The sequence below is a fragment of the Streptomyces sp. SCUT-3 genome, from assembly GCF_014083985.1.
Lineage (GTDB): Bacteria > Actinomycetota > Actinomycetes > Streptomycetales > Streptomycetaceae > Streptomyces_H > Streptomyces_H thermolineatus.
Window position 1 is genome coordinate 5,749,789 of sequence record NZ_CP046907.1, and the last position, 19,307, is coordinate 5,769,095.

Sequence of the window (19,307 nt, forward strand, 5' to 3'; positions counted from 1 at the left end):
CCCTGATGCCGAACAGGTAGCGGCCCGGGAAGTTGACGTGCCGGTCCTTGAACGGGGAGAGCCGGTCGACGGCTCCCCGGGCGTCCCGGTGGTCCCGGTCCAGCGCAAGGCTCGCCGCGAGTACGAGAACCGGGTCGGCACGCTCACGCCCTGACCATGATCGTTCTCGGCGCCAACCGCTGTACCGATGTTCCCCGAGGCCGAAGCCGCCCGGTGGTGTCGCGCCGCAGGCGTCGGGGCCCTCAGGTCCGGAACTGCCGCACCAGCTCGTCCGCGACCGCGCGGGCGGCGGGGGAGAGCAGGCGCCTGCGGTGGCGTGCCAGCTGCACCGGCACGTCCGGAACCGGCGGCCCGGGCACGACCGCCAGGCGGCCGGCGTGCAGCGCCTCCTCGACGGTCGCGCGCGGCAGCAGGGTGAGGCCGAGCCCGGCGGCCACGCACGCCCGGGCGGCCTCGATGCTGCCGAACCGGGTCAGCCGCGTCCGCCCGTCGGTGACCGCCAACAGCTCGTGCGCGAACCGGTCGCTGTAGGAGCAGCCCTGCTCGTGCAGGAAGAAGCTCTCCCGGGCCAGTTCTTCCCAGTCGGCCGGTTGTTCCCGTCCGGCCAGCGGATGCCCGGCGGCGCAGACGAGGACCAGCGGTTCGCGGGCGATGCGCTCGGCGGTGACACCGGCGAAGGCGGCCTGCTCCTCCAGCAGCAGGGCGAGGTCCAGCCGGCCGGAGCGGAGCCCCTCGACGGCGGCCGAGGTGCCCGCGGGGTGCAGGCCCACGTCCACGTCGGGGTGCGTGCGGCGCAGGGCGGCCACCACGCCCGGCAGGCGCGTCGAGCACAGCGTCTCGCCCGCGCCGACGACGACCCGCCCGCGCACCGGGCCGCCCTCGGCGGCGGCCGCGCGCAGCCGCGACTCCGCCTCCAGCACTTCCTCGGCCTCGGCCAGCAGGCGCCGCCCGGCCTCGGTGACGAGCGCGCCCCTGGGCAGCCGGTCGAAGAGCCGGACGCCCAGCTCCTTCTCCAGGGTCCGGACCTGCACGGTGACCGTGGACTGCGCGAGGTGGAGCTCGGCCGCCGCGGCGGTGAAACTGCCGGTCCTGGCGAGGGTGACGAAGGTGCGCAGCAGCCGGGTGTCCACGGGGCCGAAGCCTAGACGCGCCGATCGGATTTCTCGATGGACCGGATCAAGATCAATCGTTTGTCGTGATGGATCGTGGATGGGAGCGTGGAGCCATGACTGCAGAACTCTCGACCGATGTCCTGCGCTACGCGGCGTTCACCTCCGGCCACGAGGGCGGGAACCCGGCCGGCGTCGTCCTCGACGCCTCGGCGCTCGACGGACCGGGCATGCTCGCCGTGGCCGCGGAGGTGGGGTACTCCGAGACGGCGTTCGTCACGGTCCGCGACGACGAGCGGCGCCGTTTCTCGCTGCGCTACTACAGTCCTCTCGCCGAGGTCGCGTTCTGCGGGCACGCGACCGTCGCGACGGCCGTGGCGCTCGCCGAGCGCATCGGCCCCGGCCCCCTGCTCCTCGACACGCGCGCCGGGGAGGTCGCGGTGGACACGGCGGTCGACGGCACGGGCGCCGTGCGGGCCACCCTCACCAGCGTCCCCACCCGCTCCCGCCCGGCCTCCGACGCCGAGGTGGACGCGGCGCTCGACCGCCTGGGCTGGGTGCGGGAGGACCTCGACCCGGAACTGCCCCCGCACGTCGCCTTCGCCGGAGTGGAGCACCTCGTCCTGGCGGCGGCCTCCCGCGCCCGGCTGGCCGACCTGGATTACGACTTCGACGGCCTCGCCGAGGTCATGCGCCGGCACGGCTGGACCACGGTGCACCTGGTGTGGCGCGAGGCGCCGGACCGGTTCCACGCGAGGGACCCGTTCCCGGTCGGCGGCGTGGTGGAGGACCCGGCGACAGGAGCGGCCGCGGCCGCTTTCGGCGGCTACCTGCGGACGATCGGCCTGGTGCGGGAGCGGACCGCGTTCACCGTCCGCCAGGGCGAGGACATGGGCCGCCCGAGCGACCTGCTCGTCGAGGTGGACCCGGACGGCGAGCGCGTGCGGGTCACCGGCCGGGCGGTGCCCGTGGGGGACTGAGCGCCGCCGGCCGGGCCGTCGCCGTCCCCGCCCCGCCGGCCCGCGGGGTGCCGCCGGCCGGGCGCCAGAAGGGCCCGCCGGGGACCGGGGTCCCGTCCCCGGCGGGCGTCCGGCCGGGGCGGCGCCGCCCCGGCCGGACGCCCCGCCCTCAGCGGGTGACCGCGAAGGCGCCGAGGGCGCCGCGCTCGGCGTCCGCCATGACGTGCGAGACGAACGGGTAGGTCCCGGTCTCGGGGAAGAACAGCTCGACGAAGCCGCCCGAGGCGGGTGCCAGACCGAGGACCTGCGCGCCGCCGCTCCCGGGGCCGTCCGGCCGCAGCCGGTAGGCGCCCTCCTCGTACACGGTGTCGAACTGCCCGCCGACGACGTGGAAGGCGCTGGAGCGGTTCGGCCCGGCGTCCAGCACCCACACGCGCACCCGCTCGCCGACTCGGGCGGTCAGCGGGTCGTGGGAGTACTGGCCCGCGTAGCCGTTGAAGACGACCGCGTCGGGCTCCTCCGCGCCCAGTTTGTCCGCGTCGGCGGTCCCGCCCTGCCGGCCGAGGTACATCTCCGACTGCACGAGCAGGTACTCGCGGTCGACGGACGGCAGGCCCGGCGGGTCGACGACGACGGCCCCGAACATGCCGTTGGCGATGTGCAGGGACATCGGCATCGTCGAGCAGTGGTACATCCACACGCCGCTGCGGGTCGCGGTGAACCGGTAGGTCAGCGACCGCCCCGGCCCGATGGTGCGCATCGGCCGGTCCGGGGCCAGCGCCCCGGCGTGGAAGTCGACCGAGTGGCCGATCGACCCGTCGTTGACCAGCGTGATCTCGAACGTGTCGCCGACGCGTCCGCGCAGCACCGGGCCGGGCGCGGTGCCGCCGAAGGTCCACAGGGTCTGCCGGACCCCGGGCGCGACCTCCCGCTCCACCTCCTCGACGGTCAGGGTCCGCCGGTGCACGCGCGGGCCGGGCCCGCCGGCCGCGGGCGGCAGTTGCGCGTCGCGGGCGGTGAAGCCTGCGGCCGGCTCCGCCATGGGGTCGAACGCCCCGGCCGCGGACCCCGCGGACCCCGCGGCGCCCCGGGGGGCCGTGCCGCCGGTGCCGTGACCGCCGTGACCGCCGTGACCGTCCGCGCCCCCGCCCCCTGTGTCCCCGCCTCCTGCGCCCCCGCCTCCGGGGCCGGTGGCCCGTACGGCGAGGACCATGCCGGCCTGCCGGTGTCCGACCACCGAGCACCAGCCCTCCAGGTCGCGGCCGACGACTCCCGCGTCCAGGCTCTGCCGTTCTCCCGGATCCAGCCGGCCGGTGCGGGCGCCGGTCTCCAGTACCAGGTCGTGGCGGTCGGTCCCGGCGTTGCGGACCTCGATCACCAGGCGGTTCCCCGCGGGGACCTCGACGGTGTCCGGGGAGAACCGCATGCCGCGCACCGTGACGGTGACGGTGGTCGTACGGCCCGTCGGCGCCACCCCGGCACTGCCCGCGCCGTCCGCGCCGTCCGCGGCCGCCCGGGGGAGCGCGGGCAGGGAGCGCACGTCGACCGCGCCGCCTGCCGCGACGGCCAGCACGACGGCCGCCAGCCCCGCCGCCGCGCCGCCGAGGACGCGGTGCCGGTCCGGCCCGGCGGGCCGGGGCCGCGGCGCGGCCTGCGGCGCGGCCCCGGCCGGTGCAGCACCCCGGCGTCCCCGGCCTCCCCGGCGTTCCCGTCGGCCGCGCACGGCCGCGCGGGCCAGCAGCACCAGGAAGGCCACCAGCGTCGCCAGGAGCACCGTCGAGGCGACGACACGCACCGTCCCCGGCACGGGGAGCACGCACACCAGCAGGGCCGCGTCGGCCGCGACCAGGCGGGCGACCCACGCCCGGTCCAGCTCCGCGGCGGCCGCCCGCACGGCGGCGGGGCCGCCGCCGAGGACGACGGGCGCCAGGAAGGAGAGCGCGCCCAGCAGCACCTGGGCGATCCAGCCGGCGGCCAGCGGGGCGGTCAGCGACGGCACGCGCTCCGCCACCGCCGCCCACGACGGGGCCGTCAGCAGGATCCCGGTCAGGGCCGCCAGCGACCCGGCGAGCCAGGCGCAGCCGGCCGCCACCGACCAGGTGGCGAAGGAGCGCGGCGGCCTGGCCCGGGCCTCGCGCACCCACGGGGCCGCCGCGACCGCGAGCCCGGCCGCGTAGGCCGCCACCCCGGCCGCGGCCAGCGGCGGCGGCCCGGTGAGCGCGGCGCCCACGGCCGCGGCCAGCCCGGCCACCAGTACCGGAAGGGCGGTCCGCGCGGCTTTCTCGGCGCCGTCCGCCACGCGGGTGCGCAGCATCGTCGGCCACAGGGTCACCAGGGTCCCGGCCACGGTCAGGCCGACCCAGCCGAGCAGGTTGACCATTTCGTGCGCCACCAGCAGGCGGGCCGCGGAACCGCCGGACAGGCCGCCCCGTGCCATGACGACGCCCAGCGCGGCGCCCGCGGGCAGCAGCGCGGAGGCCGCGACGTAGTAGCGCACCGTCGCCGAGAACCGGGCCGGCAGGGCCCGGCGCAGCAGCCGGACCAGATGCACGGCGTGGGCCGCGACCGCGCCCGCGACGACGGTGCCGCCCACCAGCACCGCGGGCCACGCCCCGGCGAGCATCCCGCCGATCACGGCCACGGCCCCGGCGTTGAGGAGGGCCAGCCGCAGCACGGCCGGGGTCCCCCGGTCCGACTCCGGGAGCCGCAGCACCGACGCGGCGAAGTGCCCCGACCAGATCACGGCGGCGTTGCTGACGGCCCCGAGCAGCAGCAGGTGGACCAGGAGCCAGCGGGCCGCCGGTACGAACGGGTGGACGAGGGTGCCCGCGACGAACAGGGCGAGCCAGGCCGCCACGACCGCGTTCGCACCCAGGTGCCAGGCGGCGCGCGGGGAGGGCGCGCCGGACGGCGCGGCCCCCCGGCCCCGGGGGGAGGCGGGGTCCTGCGGGGAGGGGCCGTGGCCGGTGGGGAGGGTGGTCACCGCGGGTCCTCCGGACGGTCGGGTGCGGGCCGCGCGGCGGGCGCGGCGACGGGGACGGCGGTGGGGGCGGAGGCAGCCGGGCCGGCGGAGGGCGCAGGGCCGGCGGGCGCGGCGGGGGCGGCGCCCCCGGGGGTTCCTGCGGTCCCGGAGGCCGTTCCCCTTCGGGCGGCCCGGCCGGCCCCCGCGGACAGGGCCGCGGCCGTCAGCACGAACAGCAGGACGGCGGCGACGTTGAGCGCCCCGCCGAGCCGCCAGGCCCACTCGGTGTCCCGCAGGTCCCCGACCAGCACACGCAGGGCCAGGGAGGCGTGCAGCAGCCAGGCCGGCGCGGCGAGCACCGGCCGGTACGGCAGGGGACGGCGCAGCACCGCGGGCAGGATCACCGGGGCGTGCGCCATGATCATCGACAGGACGAACCCCAGGAAGACGGAGTGCACGACCGCGTCGTAGGGGCGGCCCCCGGCGACCGGGCCGCCCACGAGCCACAGCGCGCCCGCCAGGCCCAGCCAGGCGTACCCGGCCAGCAGGCACGCGGCGGTGAACCGGGGCAGCCCGGTGGAGCGCAGCAGGCGGCGGGCGACGTCGTGCACGGCGAGCCACGCGGTCAGGGCGAGCAGCGCCGCCCCGAGCAGCACGGTCCCCGGCGCGGGCCACAGCAGGGTGGCGACGACACCGGCGAGCACGGCCCCGACGCAGCCGAGGAAGGCGTTCTCGGCCCGGGGCTCCAGGAGCGCCACGCGGGCCAGGTCCAGGCGCTCCCCGGCGACGGTCAGGACCAGGAAGGCGGACAGCCACGGCAGCAGCCGGGGCACGTCGAGGCCGCCGAGCCACAGCAGGGAGGCGCCCAGCGCCGACACCGCCCCCGCGGCCTGGGCGAGCAGGGCGGGGTCCGGCCTGCGGCGCCAGAAACGGGTGTACGCGGCGACCAGGACGGCGGTGCCAGCCACGAGCAGCAGCCGGCCGGCCGCAGCGCCGGCGGGCGCGAGCAGCAGCAGGCCGCCGGCGCCGAGACAGGCGGGGGAGAGGTACGCCCACCGGCTGCCCAGGGCGACCGCCCGCTCCAGCGCCACCAGCGTCCCGGCGAAGCCGAGCACCAGCAGCACCCCGTGCACCTCGGGCAGCCGGGCGGTGGTGACCGGGGCGGGCAGGCCGAGCAGCAGCAGGGCGGCGTCGAGTCCGGCGAGCAGGGCGAGGCCCGCGGGCAGCAGCAGGACGGCCCGGCGCGCGCCCGTCCGGCGGGCCGTGCCCTCCGCGGGGGTCACCGCGGTTCCCCGGGGCGGTCGGTCCCGCCGGATGCGCCGGTCCCGCCGGGTGTGCCGGGGCGGGTGGGAACGGCGGGGACGGCGGGGCCGCCGGGTGCGTCCGGCCCGTCCGGCGCGGCGTCGAGCAGCAGCCGGCAGGCGCCCGGTTCGGCGAAGGGGTGCAGTGCCACCCGCTCGGCCTCGCCGCCGAGGGCGGCCAGGCCGGCCCGGGCCAGTCCGGCGTGGACGTTGCAGATCACGCCGGGGTGCTCGCGGGCCGCCTCGACGAACGGGCAGCGCGGCAGCCGGGCCTCGCGCGCGTCCTCGTCGGCCTCCGGGGCGAAGCCGATCTCGCCGAGCAGTGCCAGCACCCGTCCGCGCGCCTCCTTCGGGGTCCGTGCGGGCTCCTGCCCGGCGACCAGGGCGCGGCCCCACTCCTCGCCGGCGGCGAGGGCGTCGGCGTGCGGGTCGGCACTGGACCGGGCGATCTGCCCGGCGAGCACGGTGGCCAGGCCGGCGTACTCGCGCACGGCGGACTGCTGGGGCGGCCGGGCCCGGTAGAGCCACGCGGGGCGGCCGCGCCCGGCGGCGGGAGCCCGCTCGCGGTCCGCCAGCCCCGCGTCCACCAGCGCGTCGAGGTGCTCGCGGACCGTGTTGGAGTGCAGGCCGCACTCCTGCGCCAGTGCGGCGACCGTGACGGCCCCGGCCCGGCCGCGCAGGTGCTGCAGGACCGCGCGGCGCTGCCGGGACAGGGGCGGGTGGTCGTCCGACCCGCCGCCCGGAAGAGGGCCATTATTTTTCACGGACATGTCCGGAGTATATTGCAGCCATCGGCCACCCGGTCCCCCGACCGGCCGTCAAACACCGGGAGAACCCGCCATGAGCACTCTCACCGTCGCCTCGGACCCGCAGGACGCCGCGGCAGTCGAAGCCGTCGAGTCCCACCACACCCACCTGGCCGGCGAGCTGGCCGGCCAGGTCTCGATGCTGCTCGATGCCGCCGTCCGCGACCCCGGGGGCGCCGACGGCGTCCGCACCGGCCTGGTCGCCTTCTGCGACCGCGAACTCCTGCCGCACGCCGCGGCCGAGGAGTCCGTCCTCTACCCGGCCGCGCACGGCACCACCGAGGCGCGTCTGCTCGTCGACGGCATGCTCGCCGAGCACCGCCGGATCGAGGCGCTCGTCGGCGCCCTGCGCGCTGCACCCACCGCGGTGCACGCGGCGGTCGAGGCCAAGGCGCTGCAGGTGCTCTTCGAGGAGCACCTGCGGAAGGAGAACACCCTCGTGCTGCCGCTGCTCGCCGCCTCGCCCGACGTCTCCCTGGCCGGACTCCTCGAGGGCATGCACGACCTTCTCGGCGGTCACGAGCACGCCGAGGGCCCCGAGGGCGCCGGGCACGCCGAGGGCGAGGAGGCGCCGGAGCGGTCCGGCGGCTGCGGAGGGGGCTGCGCCTGCGGCGGCCCGGACGCCGGGGAAGCCCCCGAGCTCGACGTGCGGGAGGTCCCGCACGCCCTGCGCCACGCCACGGTCTTCGGCGCGCTGGGCGCCGTCCCCGCGGGCCGGGCGATGGTGCTCGTCGCCCCGCACGACCCGCTGCCCCTGCTGGCGCAGATCGAGGACCGCGACCCCGGGGTGTTCTCGGTGGAGTACCTCGAGCGCGGCCCGCAGGCCTGGCGGCTCCGGCTCACCCGGCGCTGACGCCCCGTCCGGCGTGTCCCACGGGCGGGTGCGCCGGCGCACGGGCGGGCGTGTCGACGGGCAAGTGTCCCCGCACGTGCCCGGAACACCAGGAACGCCGGATCGAAGGTCCCGGCCCCCGGGGCGGAAGAGGATCGAAGGTCCCGCACCGCAGGGACCTCCGCCGCCCGGGCCCGGGCGCCCGCCGGGGGAAGAATCGGGCCGGCCCCTGCCCGTCACCGGGGAGCCGCCCGCCGGCTCCCCGGGGGCTCCGTCCGGGCCGTTCCCGGGGGGCGGACGGCTGTGACCGCCGGCCGCCGGGGCCGGCTGTGGGATCGAGGCGCGCCGGGGAGGTGTCCGCGGCGCGGTGGAGGTGGAGCCTTGTTCGGAATCGGCCTGTGGGCGCTGGTGCGGTTCGCCCACGTGGCGGGAGCCGCCCTGTGGGTCGGCGGGCAGCTGGCCCTGTCGCTGGTGGTCCTGCCGCTGGCCCGCAGGACGCTCGACCCCGAGGCCCGCGGGCGGTTCGCCCGGGAGGCCGGGCGCAGGTTCGGGGTGCTGACCGCGGCGGTGTTCCTGCCGGTCCAGCTGGGCACCGGCGTGGCGATGGCGTGGCACAAGGGGGTCACCTGGTCCTCGCTGGCCGAGCCCGGCTACGGGCGGACCCTGGCCGCCAAGCTCGCCCTGTTCACGGCGGTGATGATCGCCGCCGCCCTCCACGGCTGGGCCCACGGCCGGGGCCGGCCCGGTCTCGCCCGGGCCCTGGCGGTCGGCTCGCTGGCCGGCTCGCTGGGCGTGGTGCTCCTGGCGGCCGCGCTGCCGGTCACCTGACCGCCGGTGCGGACGGCCGGCCCGGGGGACGGGCCGACGGTCCCGCGGACGGCCCCGGACGGCCCATTCCCGCGGGTGCGGGGAGGCGGGCGCCCCCGGGAGCCGGAAGGGTGGAACCCGCGGCGGCGGGCATGCGCGAAGTGTCCGCCGGGCACGGGGCCGCAGGGCCGCACCGTCGGCCCGCCGGGCGGGGATGCCATGAGCACACCGGACCAGGACAGGGGCGCGGAGGCCGCCGTGGACGAACAGCAGGCACCGGGTACGACCGTTCCCGCGGGCACCGCCGGCGGCACCGCCGCGTCACCGGCCCGGACCGGCCGGCCGGGCCTGATGCTGGCCCTGGCCACCGCCGGGTTCGCCCTGAACTTCTGGGCGTGGGCGCTGCTGAGCCCGCTGGCCCCCGGGTTCAAGGAGGCCCTGGGGCTGTCCTCCTTCGAGCAGTCGCTGCTCGTCGCGGTGCCCGTGGTCGTCGGCTCGCTGGGCCGCATCCCCGTGGGAGCACTGACCGACCGCTACGGGGGCCGGGTGATGTTCCCCCTGGTCTCCGCGGCCACCGTCGTCCCCGTGCTCTACCTCGGCCTGGCCGGGCACTCCTCCTTCGCCGCGCTCCTGGTCGGCGGGTTCTTCCTCGGCATCGGCGGCACCGCCTTCGCGATCGGGGTGCCCTTCGTCAACGCCTGGTTCCCGCCCGAGCGGCGCGGCCTGGCCGTCGGCGTGTTCGGGGCGGGCATGGGCGGCACCGCGATCAGCGCCCTGACGACCGTGCCGCTGGCCGACGCGCGGGGGACGGCGGCCCCGTTCGTCATCACCGCCGTCGTGCTGGTCCTCTACGCCGCGGTGGCGGCCGTGCTGCTGCGCGACGCTCCCGGGCGGACGGTGCCCTCCCAGTCCCTCGGGCGCAGGCTCGCCGCCGCCGCCCGCCTCGGAATCACCTGGCAGGCGTCTGCGTTGTACGCGGTGGCGTTCGGCGGCTACGTCGCCTTCTCCGTCTACCTGCCGGTCTACCTCAGGACGGCCTACGGGCTCGAACAGGCCGACGCGGCGAACCGGATGGCAGGGTTCGTGGTGCTGGCGGTGCTGATGCGCCCGGTCGGCGGATGGCTCTCCGACCGCTCGGGCCCGGTGCGTGTGCTGGCCGTGTCCCTGGCGGCCGTGGCCGTCTGCGCCCTGCTCCAGGTGTCCACCCCGCCTCTGGCGCCGCTGGGCACGGCCGCGTTCCTGCTGATGGCGGCCGCCCTGGGCGCCGGCAGCGGGGCCACGTTCGCACTGGTCTCCCTGGTCACTCCGGCGGACAGGGTCGGCTCGGTCACCGGGGTCGTGGGCGCGGCCGGGGGCCTGGGCGGGTTCCTGCCCCCGCTGGTGATGGGCGCGGTCTACGGCACCACCGGCTCGTACGCCGTGGGGCTGGGGCTGCTGGCCCTGGTGGCCACCGCGGCGCTGGTGTTCACCGTGACCCGGGTGCGCAGGGCGGTGGGCGCCGCCGCCTGACGCCCCGCCGGCCGGTCCGGGGCGCGGAGGCGGGGAACGGCCGGGGGAGGACGGCCGGGGGACGGTACGGGCAACGGAGCGAGGAGTGAGGACATGTGCGAGTACTGCGGCTGCCAGTCCCTGGAGGCCGTCGGGGAGTTGACCCGCGAGCACGACGCGGTCGTCAACCTGATCGGTGACGTGCGGGCGGCCCGCCGGGACGGCGACGTGCCGGCGATGGCCGGGGCCGCCCGGCGCATCGCCGAGGTCCTGGCCCCGCACACCCGGGTCGAGGAGGAGGGCCTGTTCCCGGCGCTCGCGGAGGAGTTCCCCGGGCACATCGAGGCGCTGGAGGCCGAGCACCGCCGCATCGAGGCCGTGCTCGGAGAGGCGTCCGACGCCGTGCCGGCCGACCCTTCCTGGCCGCAGCGGCTCCAGGAGGTGCTGGAGGTGCTGCGCGAGCACATCCTCAAGGAGCAGGACGGGGTCTTCCCCGCTGCCCTGTCGGCCCTGGGGCCCGAGGAGTGGGAGGCGGTCGAGGCCGTCCGGGCCCGTGTCGGCACGCGCCTCGCCCGCACCGGCGCCTGACCGCCACCGCCCCGACCCGGCCCGGCCCGTCCGCAGCCGGGCCGCGGTCGGGCCGCGACCCGGCCGCAGACCCACCGCGGTTCCCGCGACGCGACCGCGTCACCGGGTCGGCCCCGCCGCCGGACGCGGCCCCTCCCGGCGGCGGGCCCCCGCGTTCCGTACGTGTCGCCCGCCCCGCTCCGGGCAGGCGACGCCGGACGCAGGCTGTCCCGGACGCCCCGGAAACACGCGCCTCCCGCCTTGCGCGAGGGCACGATGTGGCGTTGGTTTGGTGACAAAACCGGACTGACCGGACCACCTGGGGTGCGGGCCCGTGATCGGGAGTGGTGCCGTGTGGCGAACATGAGGAAAGAGGGACCGGCCGCGGAGGCGCGGCGGCCCGGCCCGGACGGCGGGCTGGCGGACGCCCTGGTGGGCACCCGCCGGTTCTTCACCCGGGCCGAGGTCTCCGGGGACCGGCGGGCCCTGTACCGGATCGGCGGCCGGGCCGCCGACGAGTTCTACCGGGACCGCTGGTCCCACGACAAGGTGGTGCGCTCCACCCACGGGGTCAACTGCACCGGCTCGTGCTCGTGGAAGGTGTACGTCAAGGACGGCATCATCACCTGGGAGGCCCAACAGACCGACTACCCGTCCGTCGGCCCCGACCGCCCCGAGTACGAGCCGCGCGGCTGCCCGCGCGGCGCGGCGTTCTCCTGGTACACCTACTCGCCCACCCGGGTGCGGTACCCGTACGTGCGCGGGGTGCTGCTCCAGATGTACCGGGAGGCCAGGGCCCGGCTCGGCGACCCGGTGCTGGCCTGGGCGGACGTGGTCTCCGACCCGGAGCGGGCCCGCCGCTACAAGGAGGCCCGCGGCAGGGGCGGGCTGGTGCGGGCCGGCTGGGACGAGGCCGCGGAGATGATCGCCGCCGCGCACGTGCACACCATCAAGGAGTACGGCCCGGACCGACTGGCCGGCTTCTCGCCGATCCCGGCGATGTCGATGGTCTCCCACGCGGCCGGGGCGCGGTTCTACTCGCTGCTCGGCGGGGCGATGCTGTCGTTCTACGACTGGTACGCCGACCTGCCCGTGGCCTCCCCGCAGGTCTTCGGGGACCAGACGGACGTGCCCGAGTCCGGCGACTGGTGGGACGCCGGCTATCTGATCATGTGGGGCTCCAACCTGCCGGTGACCCGCACCCCGGACGCCCACTGGATGGCGGAGGCCCGCTACCGGGGGCAGAAGGTGGTCGCCGTCGCCCCGGACTACGCCGACAACGTCAAGTTCGCCGACGAGTGGCTGCCCGCGCAGCCGGGCACCGACGGCGCGCTGGCGATGGCGATGGGGCACGTCGTCCTCAAGGAGTTCTTCGTCGACCGGCGGACCCCCCGCTTCGCCGACTACGTCAAGCGCTACACCGACCTGCCGTTCCTGGTCACCCTCCGGCGGCTCGGCGAGGGGCCGGACGCCCCGTACGCGCCCGGCCGGTTCCTGACCGCCGCCGACCTGGGCGGGCAGGAGGCCGGGGCGGAGAACGCGGCGTTCAAGACCGTCCTGCTGGACGCCGCCGACGGGCGGCCGGTGGTGCCCGGCGGCTCCCTCGGCCACCGGTGGGGCGAGTCCGGCGCCGGGAAGTGGAACCTCGACCTCGGCGGCGTCGACCCGCTGCTGACCGCCGCGGACGGCGGCGAGGCCCCGGTGGAGGTGGAACTGCCCCGGTTCGACGCCCCGGACGGGTCGGCCGGCGCGGTGCGGCGCGGCGTCCCCGTCCGCCGCGTCGCCGGGCAGCTGGTCACCACCGTCTTCGACCTGCTGCTGGCCCAGTACGGGGTGGGCCGCGAGGGCCTGCCCGGGCAGTGGCCCGCCGGCTACGACGACCCGGACCAGCCGTACACCCCGGCCTGGCAGGCCGCGATCACCGGGATCCCGGCGGACAGGGCGGCCCGGATCGCCCGCGAGTTCGCCGCCAACGCCGAGGAGTCCGGCGGCCGCTCCATGATCGTCATGGGGGCCGGCGCCAACCACTGGTTCCACGCCGACACCATCTACCGGGCCCTGCTGACCCTGACCACGATCACCGGCTGCCAGGGCGTCAACGGAGGGGGCTGGGCGCACTACGTCGGGCAGGAGAAGGTCCGCCCGATCACCGGCTACTCGGCCCTGGCCACGGCCGCGGACTGGAACCGCCCGGCCCGGCAGATGATCCAGACCGCCTACTGGTACCTGCACACCGACCAGTTCCGCTACGACCACTTCGGCGCCGACACCCTCGCCGCGGCCTCCTCCACCGGTGCGTTCGCGGGCATGACCACGGCCGACGTCGTCGCGCAGTCCGCCCGCATGGGCTGGATGCCCTCCTACCCGACCTTCGACCGCAACCCGGTCGCCCTCGCCGAGGAAGCCGCGGCCTCCGGCCGCGACACGGGGGAGTACGTCGTCGACGAGCTGAAGGCCGGCCGCCTGCGCTTCGCCGCCGAGGACCCGGACGACCCGGCCAACTTCCCCCGCGTGCTGACGATGTGGCGGGCCAACCTGCTCGGCTCCTCCGCCAAGGGCAACGAGTACTTCCTCAAGCACCTGCTCGGCACGGGCTCCTCGGTCAGCGCCACCGAGGCGCCTCCGCACGCGCGCCCCCGCGACGTGGTCTGGCGCGAGCAGGCCCCCACGGGCAAGCTCGACCTGCTGCTCACCCTCGACTTCCGGATGACCAGCTCCACCCTCTGCTCCGACATCGTCCTGCCGGCCGCCACCTGGTACGAGAAGCACGACCTGTCCAGCACGGACATGCACCCCTTCGTGCACGCCTTCAACCCGGCCATCCCGCCGCCGTGGCAGACCCGCACCGACTGGGACGCCTTCAACACGATCGCGAAGGAGTTCAGCCGCCAGGCCGCCCGCCACCTCGGGAAGGTCAAGGACGTGGTGGCCGCGCCCCTGCTGCACGACACCCCCGACGAGATGGCGACCCCGCACGGCCGCGTCCTGGACTGGAGGGCCGGCGAGTGCGAACCGGTACCGGGACGGACCATGCCCAAACTGGTGACCGTCGAACGCGACTACCCGGCCGTGGCGGAGAGGATGACCGCCCTCGGCCCCCTGCTGGACACCCTGGGCGCCACCACCAAGGGCGTCACGTTCGACGTCGGGCGGGAACTGGAGTACCTGCGGCACAAGAACGGCACGGTCCGCGGCGGACCCGCCGACGGCCGCCCCTCGATCGCCCGGGACGCGCAGGCCTGCGAGGCGATCCTCGCCCTGTCCGGCACCACCAACGGCAGGCTGGCCGTCCAGGGGTTCCGCACCCTGGAGAAGCGCACCGGCACCGAACTGGCGGACCTGGCCGCCGAGCACGAGGGCAAGCAGGTCGCCTTCGCCGACACCCAGGCCGGCCCCGTGCCGGTGATCACCTCCCCGGAGTGGTCCGGCTCGGAGTCCGGCGGGCGCCGCTACTCCCCGTTCACCGTCAACGTCGAGCGGCTCAAGCCCTGGCACACCCTCACCGGACGGCAGCACTTCTTCCTCGACCACGACTGGATGGCCGAACTCGGCGAGCAGCTGCCGGTCTACCGGCCGCCGCTGAACATGCACGCCCTCTTCGGCGAGCCCGAACTCGGGGAGCACGGCGGACTCGGCATCACGGTGCGCTACCTCACGCCGCACAACAAGTGGTCCATCCACTCCGAGTACCAGGACAACCTGTTCATGCTCTCCCTCTCCCGCGGCGGGCCGACGATCTGGATGAGCAAGGAGGACGCGGAGAAGATCGGCGTCCACGACAACGACTGGATCGAGGCGGTCAACCGCAACGGCGTCGTCGTCGCCCGCGCCGTGGTGTCCCACCGGATGCCCGAGGGCACCGTCTACATGCACCACGCCCAGGACCGCCTCATCGACGTCCCCCGCAGCGAGACCACCGGGCGCCGCGGCGGCATCCACAACTCCCTGACCCGCCTGCTGGTCAAGCCCAGCCACCTGATCGGCGGCTACGCCCAGCTGTCGTTCGCCTTCAACTACCTCGGCCCCACCGGCAACCAGCGCGACGAGGTCACGGTCGTGCGCCGCCGCTCCCAGGAGGTGACGTACTGACATGCCCCGCAGCGAAGCGCCCGTCGGCCGGGTCATGGCCCAGATGGCCATGGTGATGAACCTCGACAAGTGCATCGGCTGCCACACCTGCTCGGTCACCTGCAAGCAGGCGTGGACCAACCGCAGCGGCGTCGAGTACGTGTGGTTCAACAACGTCGAGACCCGCCCCGGCCAGGGATACCCGCGCCGGTACGAGGACCAGGACACCTGGCGCGGCGGCTGGGGGCTCAACCGGCGCGGACGCCTGGCGCTCAAGGCCGGGGGCCGGTTCAAGAAGCTCCTGAGCATCTTCTCCAACCCCAAGCTGCCCGCGCTCGACGACTACTACGAACCGTGGACGTACGACTACGAGACGCTGACCGACGCGCCGCTGCAGGAGCACAGCCCCGTCGCCCGCCCCAAGTCCCTGATCACCGGCAAGGACATGAAGATCTCCTGGTCGGCCAATTGGGACGACGACCTCGGCGGGTCCCCCGACCACGGCGACAAGGACGTGCTGCTGGCCGGCGTCGCGGAGAAGGTGAAGTTCGAGTTCGAGCAGACCTTCATGTTCTACCTGCCGCGCATCTGCGAGCACTGCCTCAACCCGTCCTGCGCCGCCTCCTGCCCCTCCGGGGCGATCTACAAGCGCACCGAGGACGGCATCGTCCTGGTCGACCAGGACCGCTGCCGCGGCTGGCGGATGTGCGTCTCCGGATGCCCGTACAAGAAGGTCTACTTCAACCACCGCACCGGCAAGGCCGAGAAGTGCACCTTCTGCTTCCCCCGCGTCGAGGTCGGCATCCCCACCGTGTGCTCGGAGACCTGCGTGGGCCGGCTGCGCTACATCGGCCTGGTGCTCTACGACGCCGACCGGGTGCTCGAGGCCGCGTCCGTCCCCGACGACACCGACCTGTACGAGGCGCAGCGGCAGGTCCTCCTCGACCCGAACGACCCGCGGGTGGTCGCCGCCGCCGAGCGGGAGGGCATCCCCCGGGACTGGATCGAGGCCGCGCAGCGCTCCCCGGTCCACGCCCTGATCAACACCTACAAGGTGGCCCTGCCCCTGCACCCGGAGTACCGCACCATGCCCATGGTCTGGTACGTGCCGCCGCTGTCACCGGTGGTCGACGCCGTCCGCGACACCGGCCACGACGCGGAGGACCGGGACAACCTCTTCGCCGCCGTCGACGCCCTGCGCATCCCCGTCGACTACCTCGCGCAGCTGTTCACCGCCGGCGACCCCGCCCCGGTCGACGCCGTGCTGCGCCGGCTGGCCGCCATGCGCAGCTACATGCGCGACATCAACCTCGGCCGCGAACCGGACGAGTCGATCCCCGCCGGCGTCGGGATGGCCGGCGAGCAGATGTACGACATGTACCGGCTGCTGGCCCTGGCCAAGTACGACGAGCGCTACGTCATCCCGCCCGCCCACGCCGAACAGGCCCACCGGCTGGAGGAACTGGCCACCGAGTGCAGCCTCGACCGCGAGGGCGGCCCCGGCATGGGGGGCAGCGGCCCCTTCGGGGAGTCCTCGGGGGGCACCTCGCCGATCGCGGTGGAGAACTTCCGGATGCTGCAGACCCGGCAGACCTCCGACACCCTCGCCGCACCCGACGACAAGGCGGCCCGGGTCAACCTCCTCAACTGGGACGGCAAGGGCCGCCCCGAGGGCCTCTTCCCGCCCGAGCGCCACCACGACGCCGATCCCCGCGACACCGACTCCCACGACCCCGGCCAGGAGAGCGAGCCCCAGCCGTGAAACGCCCAGCCGTCAAACGCCCGGCCGCCGGGCGCCGGGCCGCGGACACCGCGGAAGCCTGGCACCCCGTCGCCTGGCAGACCCAGTCCCTCCTGCTGGCCTACCCCGACGAACAGCTGCTGCGGCACGCCCCGCTGGCCCGCCGGGCCGCCGCAGCCCTGCCCGCACCCGCCGGCCGGCCCCTGGACCGCTTCCTGGACCACCTCGCCCGCACCCCCCTGCCGGAACTGGCCGCCGACTACGTCGCCACCTTCGACCACCGCAAACGCTGCTGCCCCTACCTGACCTACTACGCCCACGGGGACACCCGCAGGCGCGGCGTCGCCCTGCTGCGCCTGAAGCAGACCTACGCCGCCGCCGGCCTGCGGCCGCCCGACGACGAACTGCCCGACCACCTCGCCGTGGTCCTGGAGTTCGCCGCCACCGGCGACCCCGCGGCCGGACGGCGGCTGCTGCTGGAGCACCGCGCCGGCCTGGAGGTGCTGCGCCTGGCGCTGCGCGACGAACGCTCGGCGTGGGCCGACGTCCTCGAATCGGTGTCGGCGACACTGCCCCCGCTGGGAGGAGACGAACGCGGGGCCGTCGCCGCGCTCGCCGCACAGGGCCCGCCGGAGGAGCAGGTCGGCCTGGACCCGTACGCGCCCCCGCAACCCGCCCCCCACCCGTCAGGAGGCCGCCGATGACCCCGCCCGGCGCACTCGGCACGGTCCTGTGGGTGATCCTGCCCTACGTGGCGCTCGTCACCTTCGTGCTGGGCCACGTGTGGCGCTACCGCTACGACAAGTTCGGCTGGACCACCCGCTCCTCCCAGCTGTACGAGTCGCGGCTGCTGCGGATCGGCAGCCCCGTGTTCCACTTCGGGATCCTGGTGGTGCTCGTCGGCCACGTGATGGGCCTGCTGGTGCCCGCGAGCTGGACCGCGGCGGCGGGGATCACGGAGCACGCCTACCACGTGACGGCCGTCGCCCTGGGCACGGTCGCCGGCGTGTGCACCCTCGGCGGGCTGGCCGTCCTGATCTACCGCCGGCGCACCGTCGGCCCCGTGTTCAGCGCCACCACGGCCAACGACAAGCTGATGTACGCGGTGCTGACCCTGGTGATCGTCCTCGGACTGGCCGCCACGGTGGCCGCCAACATCGCCGGAGGGGGGTACGACTACCGGGCCACCATCTCCCCCTGGTTCCGGTCGGTCTTCTACCTGCGGCCCGACCCCGCCCTGATGGCCGGCGCGCCGGTGCTCTTCCAACTGCACGCGCTCAGCGCCCTCGTGCTGTTCGCCCTGTGGCCGTTCACCCGGCTGGTCCACATGCTCACCGCGCCCGTGGGCTACCTCACCCGCCCCTACATCGTCTACCGCAGCAGGGACGTGCAACTGGGCGCCCACGCCCCCCGCCGCGGCTGGGAACGCACCTGAGACCTCCCGACCGTCCCTTCGGGGACCACGGACGGGCAGGTCAGGGCCGATCGGCCCTGCCGGATCCGTGTCGGGTGTTCCTACTGTTGCCAGTGAGCCGACAGACCCCCACCAGGAGGCGCGCGATGACCGTTCCGGCGTTGACCCGGGAACAGCTGGAGACCCTCGTCGAGGCAGGGCTCGCCGCGCCCTCGGTGCACAACATGCAGCCGTGGAGGTTCCGCACGGCCGCCGGCAGCCGCGTCCTGCGGGTGTACGCGGACCCGGAGCGGACGCTGCCGGTCGCGGACCCCCGGGGCCGCACGCTGTACATGTCCGTGGGGGCCGCGCTGTTCAACGTCCGGGTGGCCGCGGCCCACCTGGGCCTCGAAACGGAGGTCCGGCTCCTGCCGGACCCGGACGACCCGATGCTGGCGGCCGAGGTGGAGGTCACCGGACCGGCCCCGACCCGCACCCCCTACGGCCGCGACCTCTTCCCGGCGATCCGGGAACGCCGCTCCAGCCGGCTGCCGTACACCAACCGGGACGTGCCCGAGACGGCGCTCGGGGAGCTGATGGAGGCCGCCGCGGCCGAGGGCGCGGTCCTGCTCCCCCTGGAGGAGGACGGGATGCGCCGGGTGATGGACCTGACCGACGAGGCCGAGCGGCGCAACAGCAGCGACCCCGCGCGCCGCGAGGAGGTGCGGCACTGGCTGCGGCGGGAGGGCGACGACGCACGGGACGGCCTCCCCGCCGCCGCGCTGGGCCCGATGGACGCGGAGGCCCACGTGCCGATGCGCAATTTCACCGGGGCGCCCGTCGCCCCCGTCGTCCCGCCCGCCCGCTTCGAGCCCCTCCCGGGCCTGGCCACCCTGTCCACCGTCGGCGACACGCCCGCCGACTGGCTCCGCGCCGGGCAGGCACTGGAGCGCGTGCTGCTGGTGGCCACGCTCCACGGGCTGCGCGCGTCCCTGCTCCACCAGGCCATGGAGTGGCAGGACCTGCGCTGGGCCCTGCGCGACCCCGAGGGAGGGCCGGCCCACGTCCAGATGGTGCTGCGCGTCGGCTACGGCCCGCCCGGCCCCGCGACGCCCCGCCGCCCGGTCTCGGAGGTCCTGGAGGTGGAGGACCGCGCGGCACGCTGAGCGAACGGCGTGCCGTGCGGACGGCGCGCCGCCCGCACGGCGCGGTGAGTGCGCCCCGCGCCGGCGGGCGCGGGGCGGTGCACGGCAGGGACGGGGGGAGGGAGCAGA

The 19,307-nt window shown here is 76.0% G+C and carries 14 protein-coding genes; 10 read left to right on the top strand and 4 right to left on the bottom strand.

Going from position 1 to position 19,307, the window contains the following annotated elements:
- Positions 1 to 242 precede the first annotated feature (242 nt).
- Positions 243 to 1,130, bottom strand: coding sequence for a LysR family transcriptional regulator (locus GQS52_RS25430; protein ID WP_182315875.1), 888 nt, complete (start codon positions 1,128 to 1,130; stop codon positions 243 to 245).
- Positions 1,131 to 1,225: 95 nt separating this feature from the next.
- Here GQS52_RS25430 and GQS52_RS25435 point away from each other — a divergent pair, with 95 nt between their 5' ends.
- Positions 1,226 to 2,089: a PhzF family phenazine biosynthesis protein gene (locus tag GQS52_RS25435; RefSeq protein ID WP_259370971.1), complete on the top strand. Its 864-nt coding sequence runs from the start codon at positions 1,226 to 1,228 to the stop codon at positions 2,087 to 2,089.
- Positions 2,090 to 2,237: 148 nt separating this feature from the next.
- Here the strand turns inward: GQS52_RS25435 and GQS52_RS25440 are convergent, their stop codons facing one another.
- Genes GQS52_RS25440 through GQS52_RS25450 form a run of 3 tightly spaced genes read right to left on the bottom strand, consistent with a single transcriptional unit; the run spans position 2,238 to position 7,101 of the window.
- Positions 2,238 to 5,051: a multicopper oxidase domain-containing protein gene (locus GQS52_RS25440; RefSeq protein WP_220472803.1), complete on the bottom strand. Its 2,814-nt coding sequence runs from the start codon at positions 5,049 to 5,051 to the stop codon at positions 2,238 to 2,240.
- Positions 5,048 to 6,313, bottom strand: coding sequence for a hypothetical protein (locus tag GQS52_RS25445; RefSeq protein WP_220472804.1), 1,266 nt, complete (start codon positions 6,311 to 6,313; stop codon positions 5,048 to 5,050). Before GQS52_RS25445 ends, GQS52_RS25440 begins: the two co-directional genes overlap by 4 nt.
- Positions 6,310 to 7,101, bottom strand: a complete 792-nt coding sequence (locus GQS52_RS25450) for a helix-turn-helix domain-containing protein (protein ID WP_182315879.1) — start codon at positions 7,099 to 7,101, stop codon at positions 6,310 to 6,312. Before GQS52_RS25450 ends, GQS52_RS25445 begins: the two co-directional genes overlap by 4 nt.
- 70 nt (positions 7,102 to 7,171) lie before the next feature.
- On the opposite strand from GQS52_RS25450, the gene GQS52_RS25455 reads away from it, so the two are divergent.
- The 9 genes from GQS52_RS25455 (at position 7,172) to GQS52_RS25495 (ending at position 19,199) form a co-directional block, all read left to right on the top strand.
- Positions 7,172 to 7,990: a DUF2249 domain-containing protein gene (locus GQS52_RS25455; RefSeq protein WP_182315881.1), complete on the top strand. Its 819-nt coding sequence runs from the start codon at positions 7,172 to 7,174 to the stop codon at positions 7,988 to 7,990.
- A gap of 360 nt (positions 7,991 to 8,350) precedes the next feature.
- Positions 8,351 to 8,797: a hypothetical protein gene (locus GQS52_RS25460; protein ID WP_259370972.1), complete on the top strand. Its 447-nt coding sequence runs from the start codon at positions 8,351 to 8,353 to the stop codon at positions 8,795 to 8,797.
- 330 nt (positions 8,798 to 9,127) lie between these two features.
- On the top strand, positions 9,128 to 10,285 hold the full coding sequence (locus tag GQS52_RS25465; protein ID WP_220472868.1) for an MFS transporter: 1,158 nt from the start codon (positions 9,128 to 9,130) through the stop codon (positions 10,283 to 10,285).
- 93 nt (positions 10,286 to 10,378) lie between these two features.
- A complete protein-coding gene (locus tag GQS52_RS25470; RefSeq protein ID WP_182315885.1) occupies positions 10,379 to 10,852 on the top strand; it encodes a hemerythrin domain-containing protein in 474 nt (157 codons plus the stop codon).
- 342 nt (positions 10,853 to 11,194) lie between these two features.
- Complete coding sequence (locus GQS52_RS25475; RefSeq protein ID WP_182315886.1) at positions 11,195 to 14,920, top strand: nitrate reductase subunit alpha; 3,726 nt, start codon at positions 11,195 to 11,197, stop codon at positions 14,918 to 14,920.
- Position 14,921: 1 nt separating this feature from the next.
- Complete coding sequence (gene narH, locus GQS52_RS25480; protein WP_182315887.1) at positions 14,922 to 16,661, top strand: nitrate reductase subunit beta; 1,740 nt, start codon at positions 14,922 to 14,924, stop codon at positions 16,659 to 16,661.
- Entirely contained in the window at positions 16,658 to 17,344 is a 687-nt protein-coding gene (narJ, locus tag GQS52_RS25485) for a nitrate reductase molybdenum cofactor assembly chaperone (RefSeq protein WP_182315888.1), read from the top strand. The genes narH and narJ overlap by 4 nt, the downstream gene beginning before the upstream one ends.
- Positions 17,341 to 18,075: a respiratory nitrate reductase subunit gamma gene (narI, locus tag GQS52_RS25490; RefSeq protein ID WP_182315889.1), complete on the top strand. Its 735-nt coding sequence runs from the start codon at positions 17,341 to 17,343 to the stop codon at positions 18,073 to 18,075. The genes narJ and narI overlap by 4 nt, the downstream gene beginning before the upstream one ends.
- A gap of 125 nt (positions 18,076 to 18,200) precedes the next feature.
- The gene (locus tag GQS52_RS25495; RefSeq protein WP_182315890.1) at positions 18,201 to 19,199 is read left to right on the top strand and encodes a nitroreductase family protein; all 999 of its coding nucleotides are present in this window, start codon (positions 18,201 to 18,203) and stop codon (positions 19,197 to 19,199) included.
- Positions 19,200 to 19,307: the final 108 nt, after the last annotated feature.

What these genes read in the sequence shown, in the direction of transcription:
- GQS52_RS25435 (WP_259370971.1), top strand. Translation starts at nt 1,226, where the DNA reads ATGACTGCAGAACTCTCGACCGATGTCCTGCGCTACGCGGCGTTCACC.
- GQS52_RS25450 (WP_182315879.1), bottom strand. Translation starts at nt 7,101, where the DNA reads ATGTCCGTGAAAAATAATGGCCCTCTTCCGGGCGGCGGGTCGGACGAC.
- GQS52_RS25455 (WP_182315881.1), top strand. Translation starts at nt 7,172, where the DNA reads ATGAGCACTCTCACCGTCGCCTCGGACCCGCAGGACGCCGCGGCAGTC.
- GQS52_RS25465 (WP_220472868.1), top strand. Translation starts at nt 9,128, where the DNA reads ATGCTGGCCCTGGCCACCGCCGGGTTCGCCCTGAACTTCTGGGCGTGG.
- GQS52_RS25470 (WP_182315885.1), top strand. Translation starts at nt 10,379, where the DNA reads ATGTGCGAGTACTGCGGCTGCCAGTCCCTGGAGGCCGTCGGGGAGTTG.
- GQS52_RS25475 (WP_182315886.1), top strand. Translation starts at nt 11,195, where the DNA reads ATGAGGAAAGAGGGACCGGCCGCGGAGGCGCGGCGGCCCGGCCCGGAC.
- narH (WP_182315887.1), top strand. Translation starts at nt 14,922, where the DNA reads ATGCCCCGCAGCGAAGCGCCCGTCGGCCGGGTCATGGCCCAGATGGCC.
- narI (WP_182315889.1), top strand. Translation starts at nt 17,341, where the DNA reads ATGACCCCGCCCGGCGCACTCGGCACGGTCCTGTGGGTGATCCTGCCC.
- GQS52_RS25495 (WP_182315890.1), top strand. Translation starts at nt 18,201, where the DNA reads ATGACCGTTCCGGCGTTGACCCGGGAACAGCTGGAGACCCTCGTCGAG.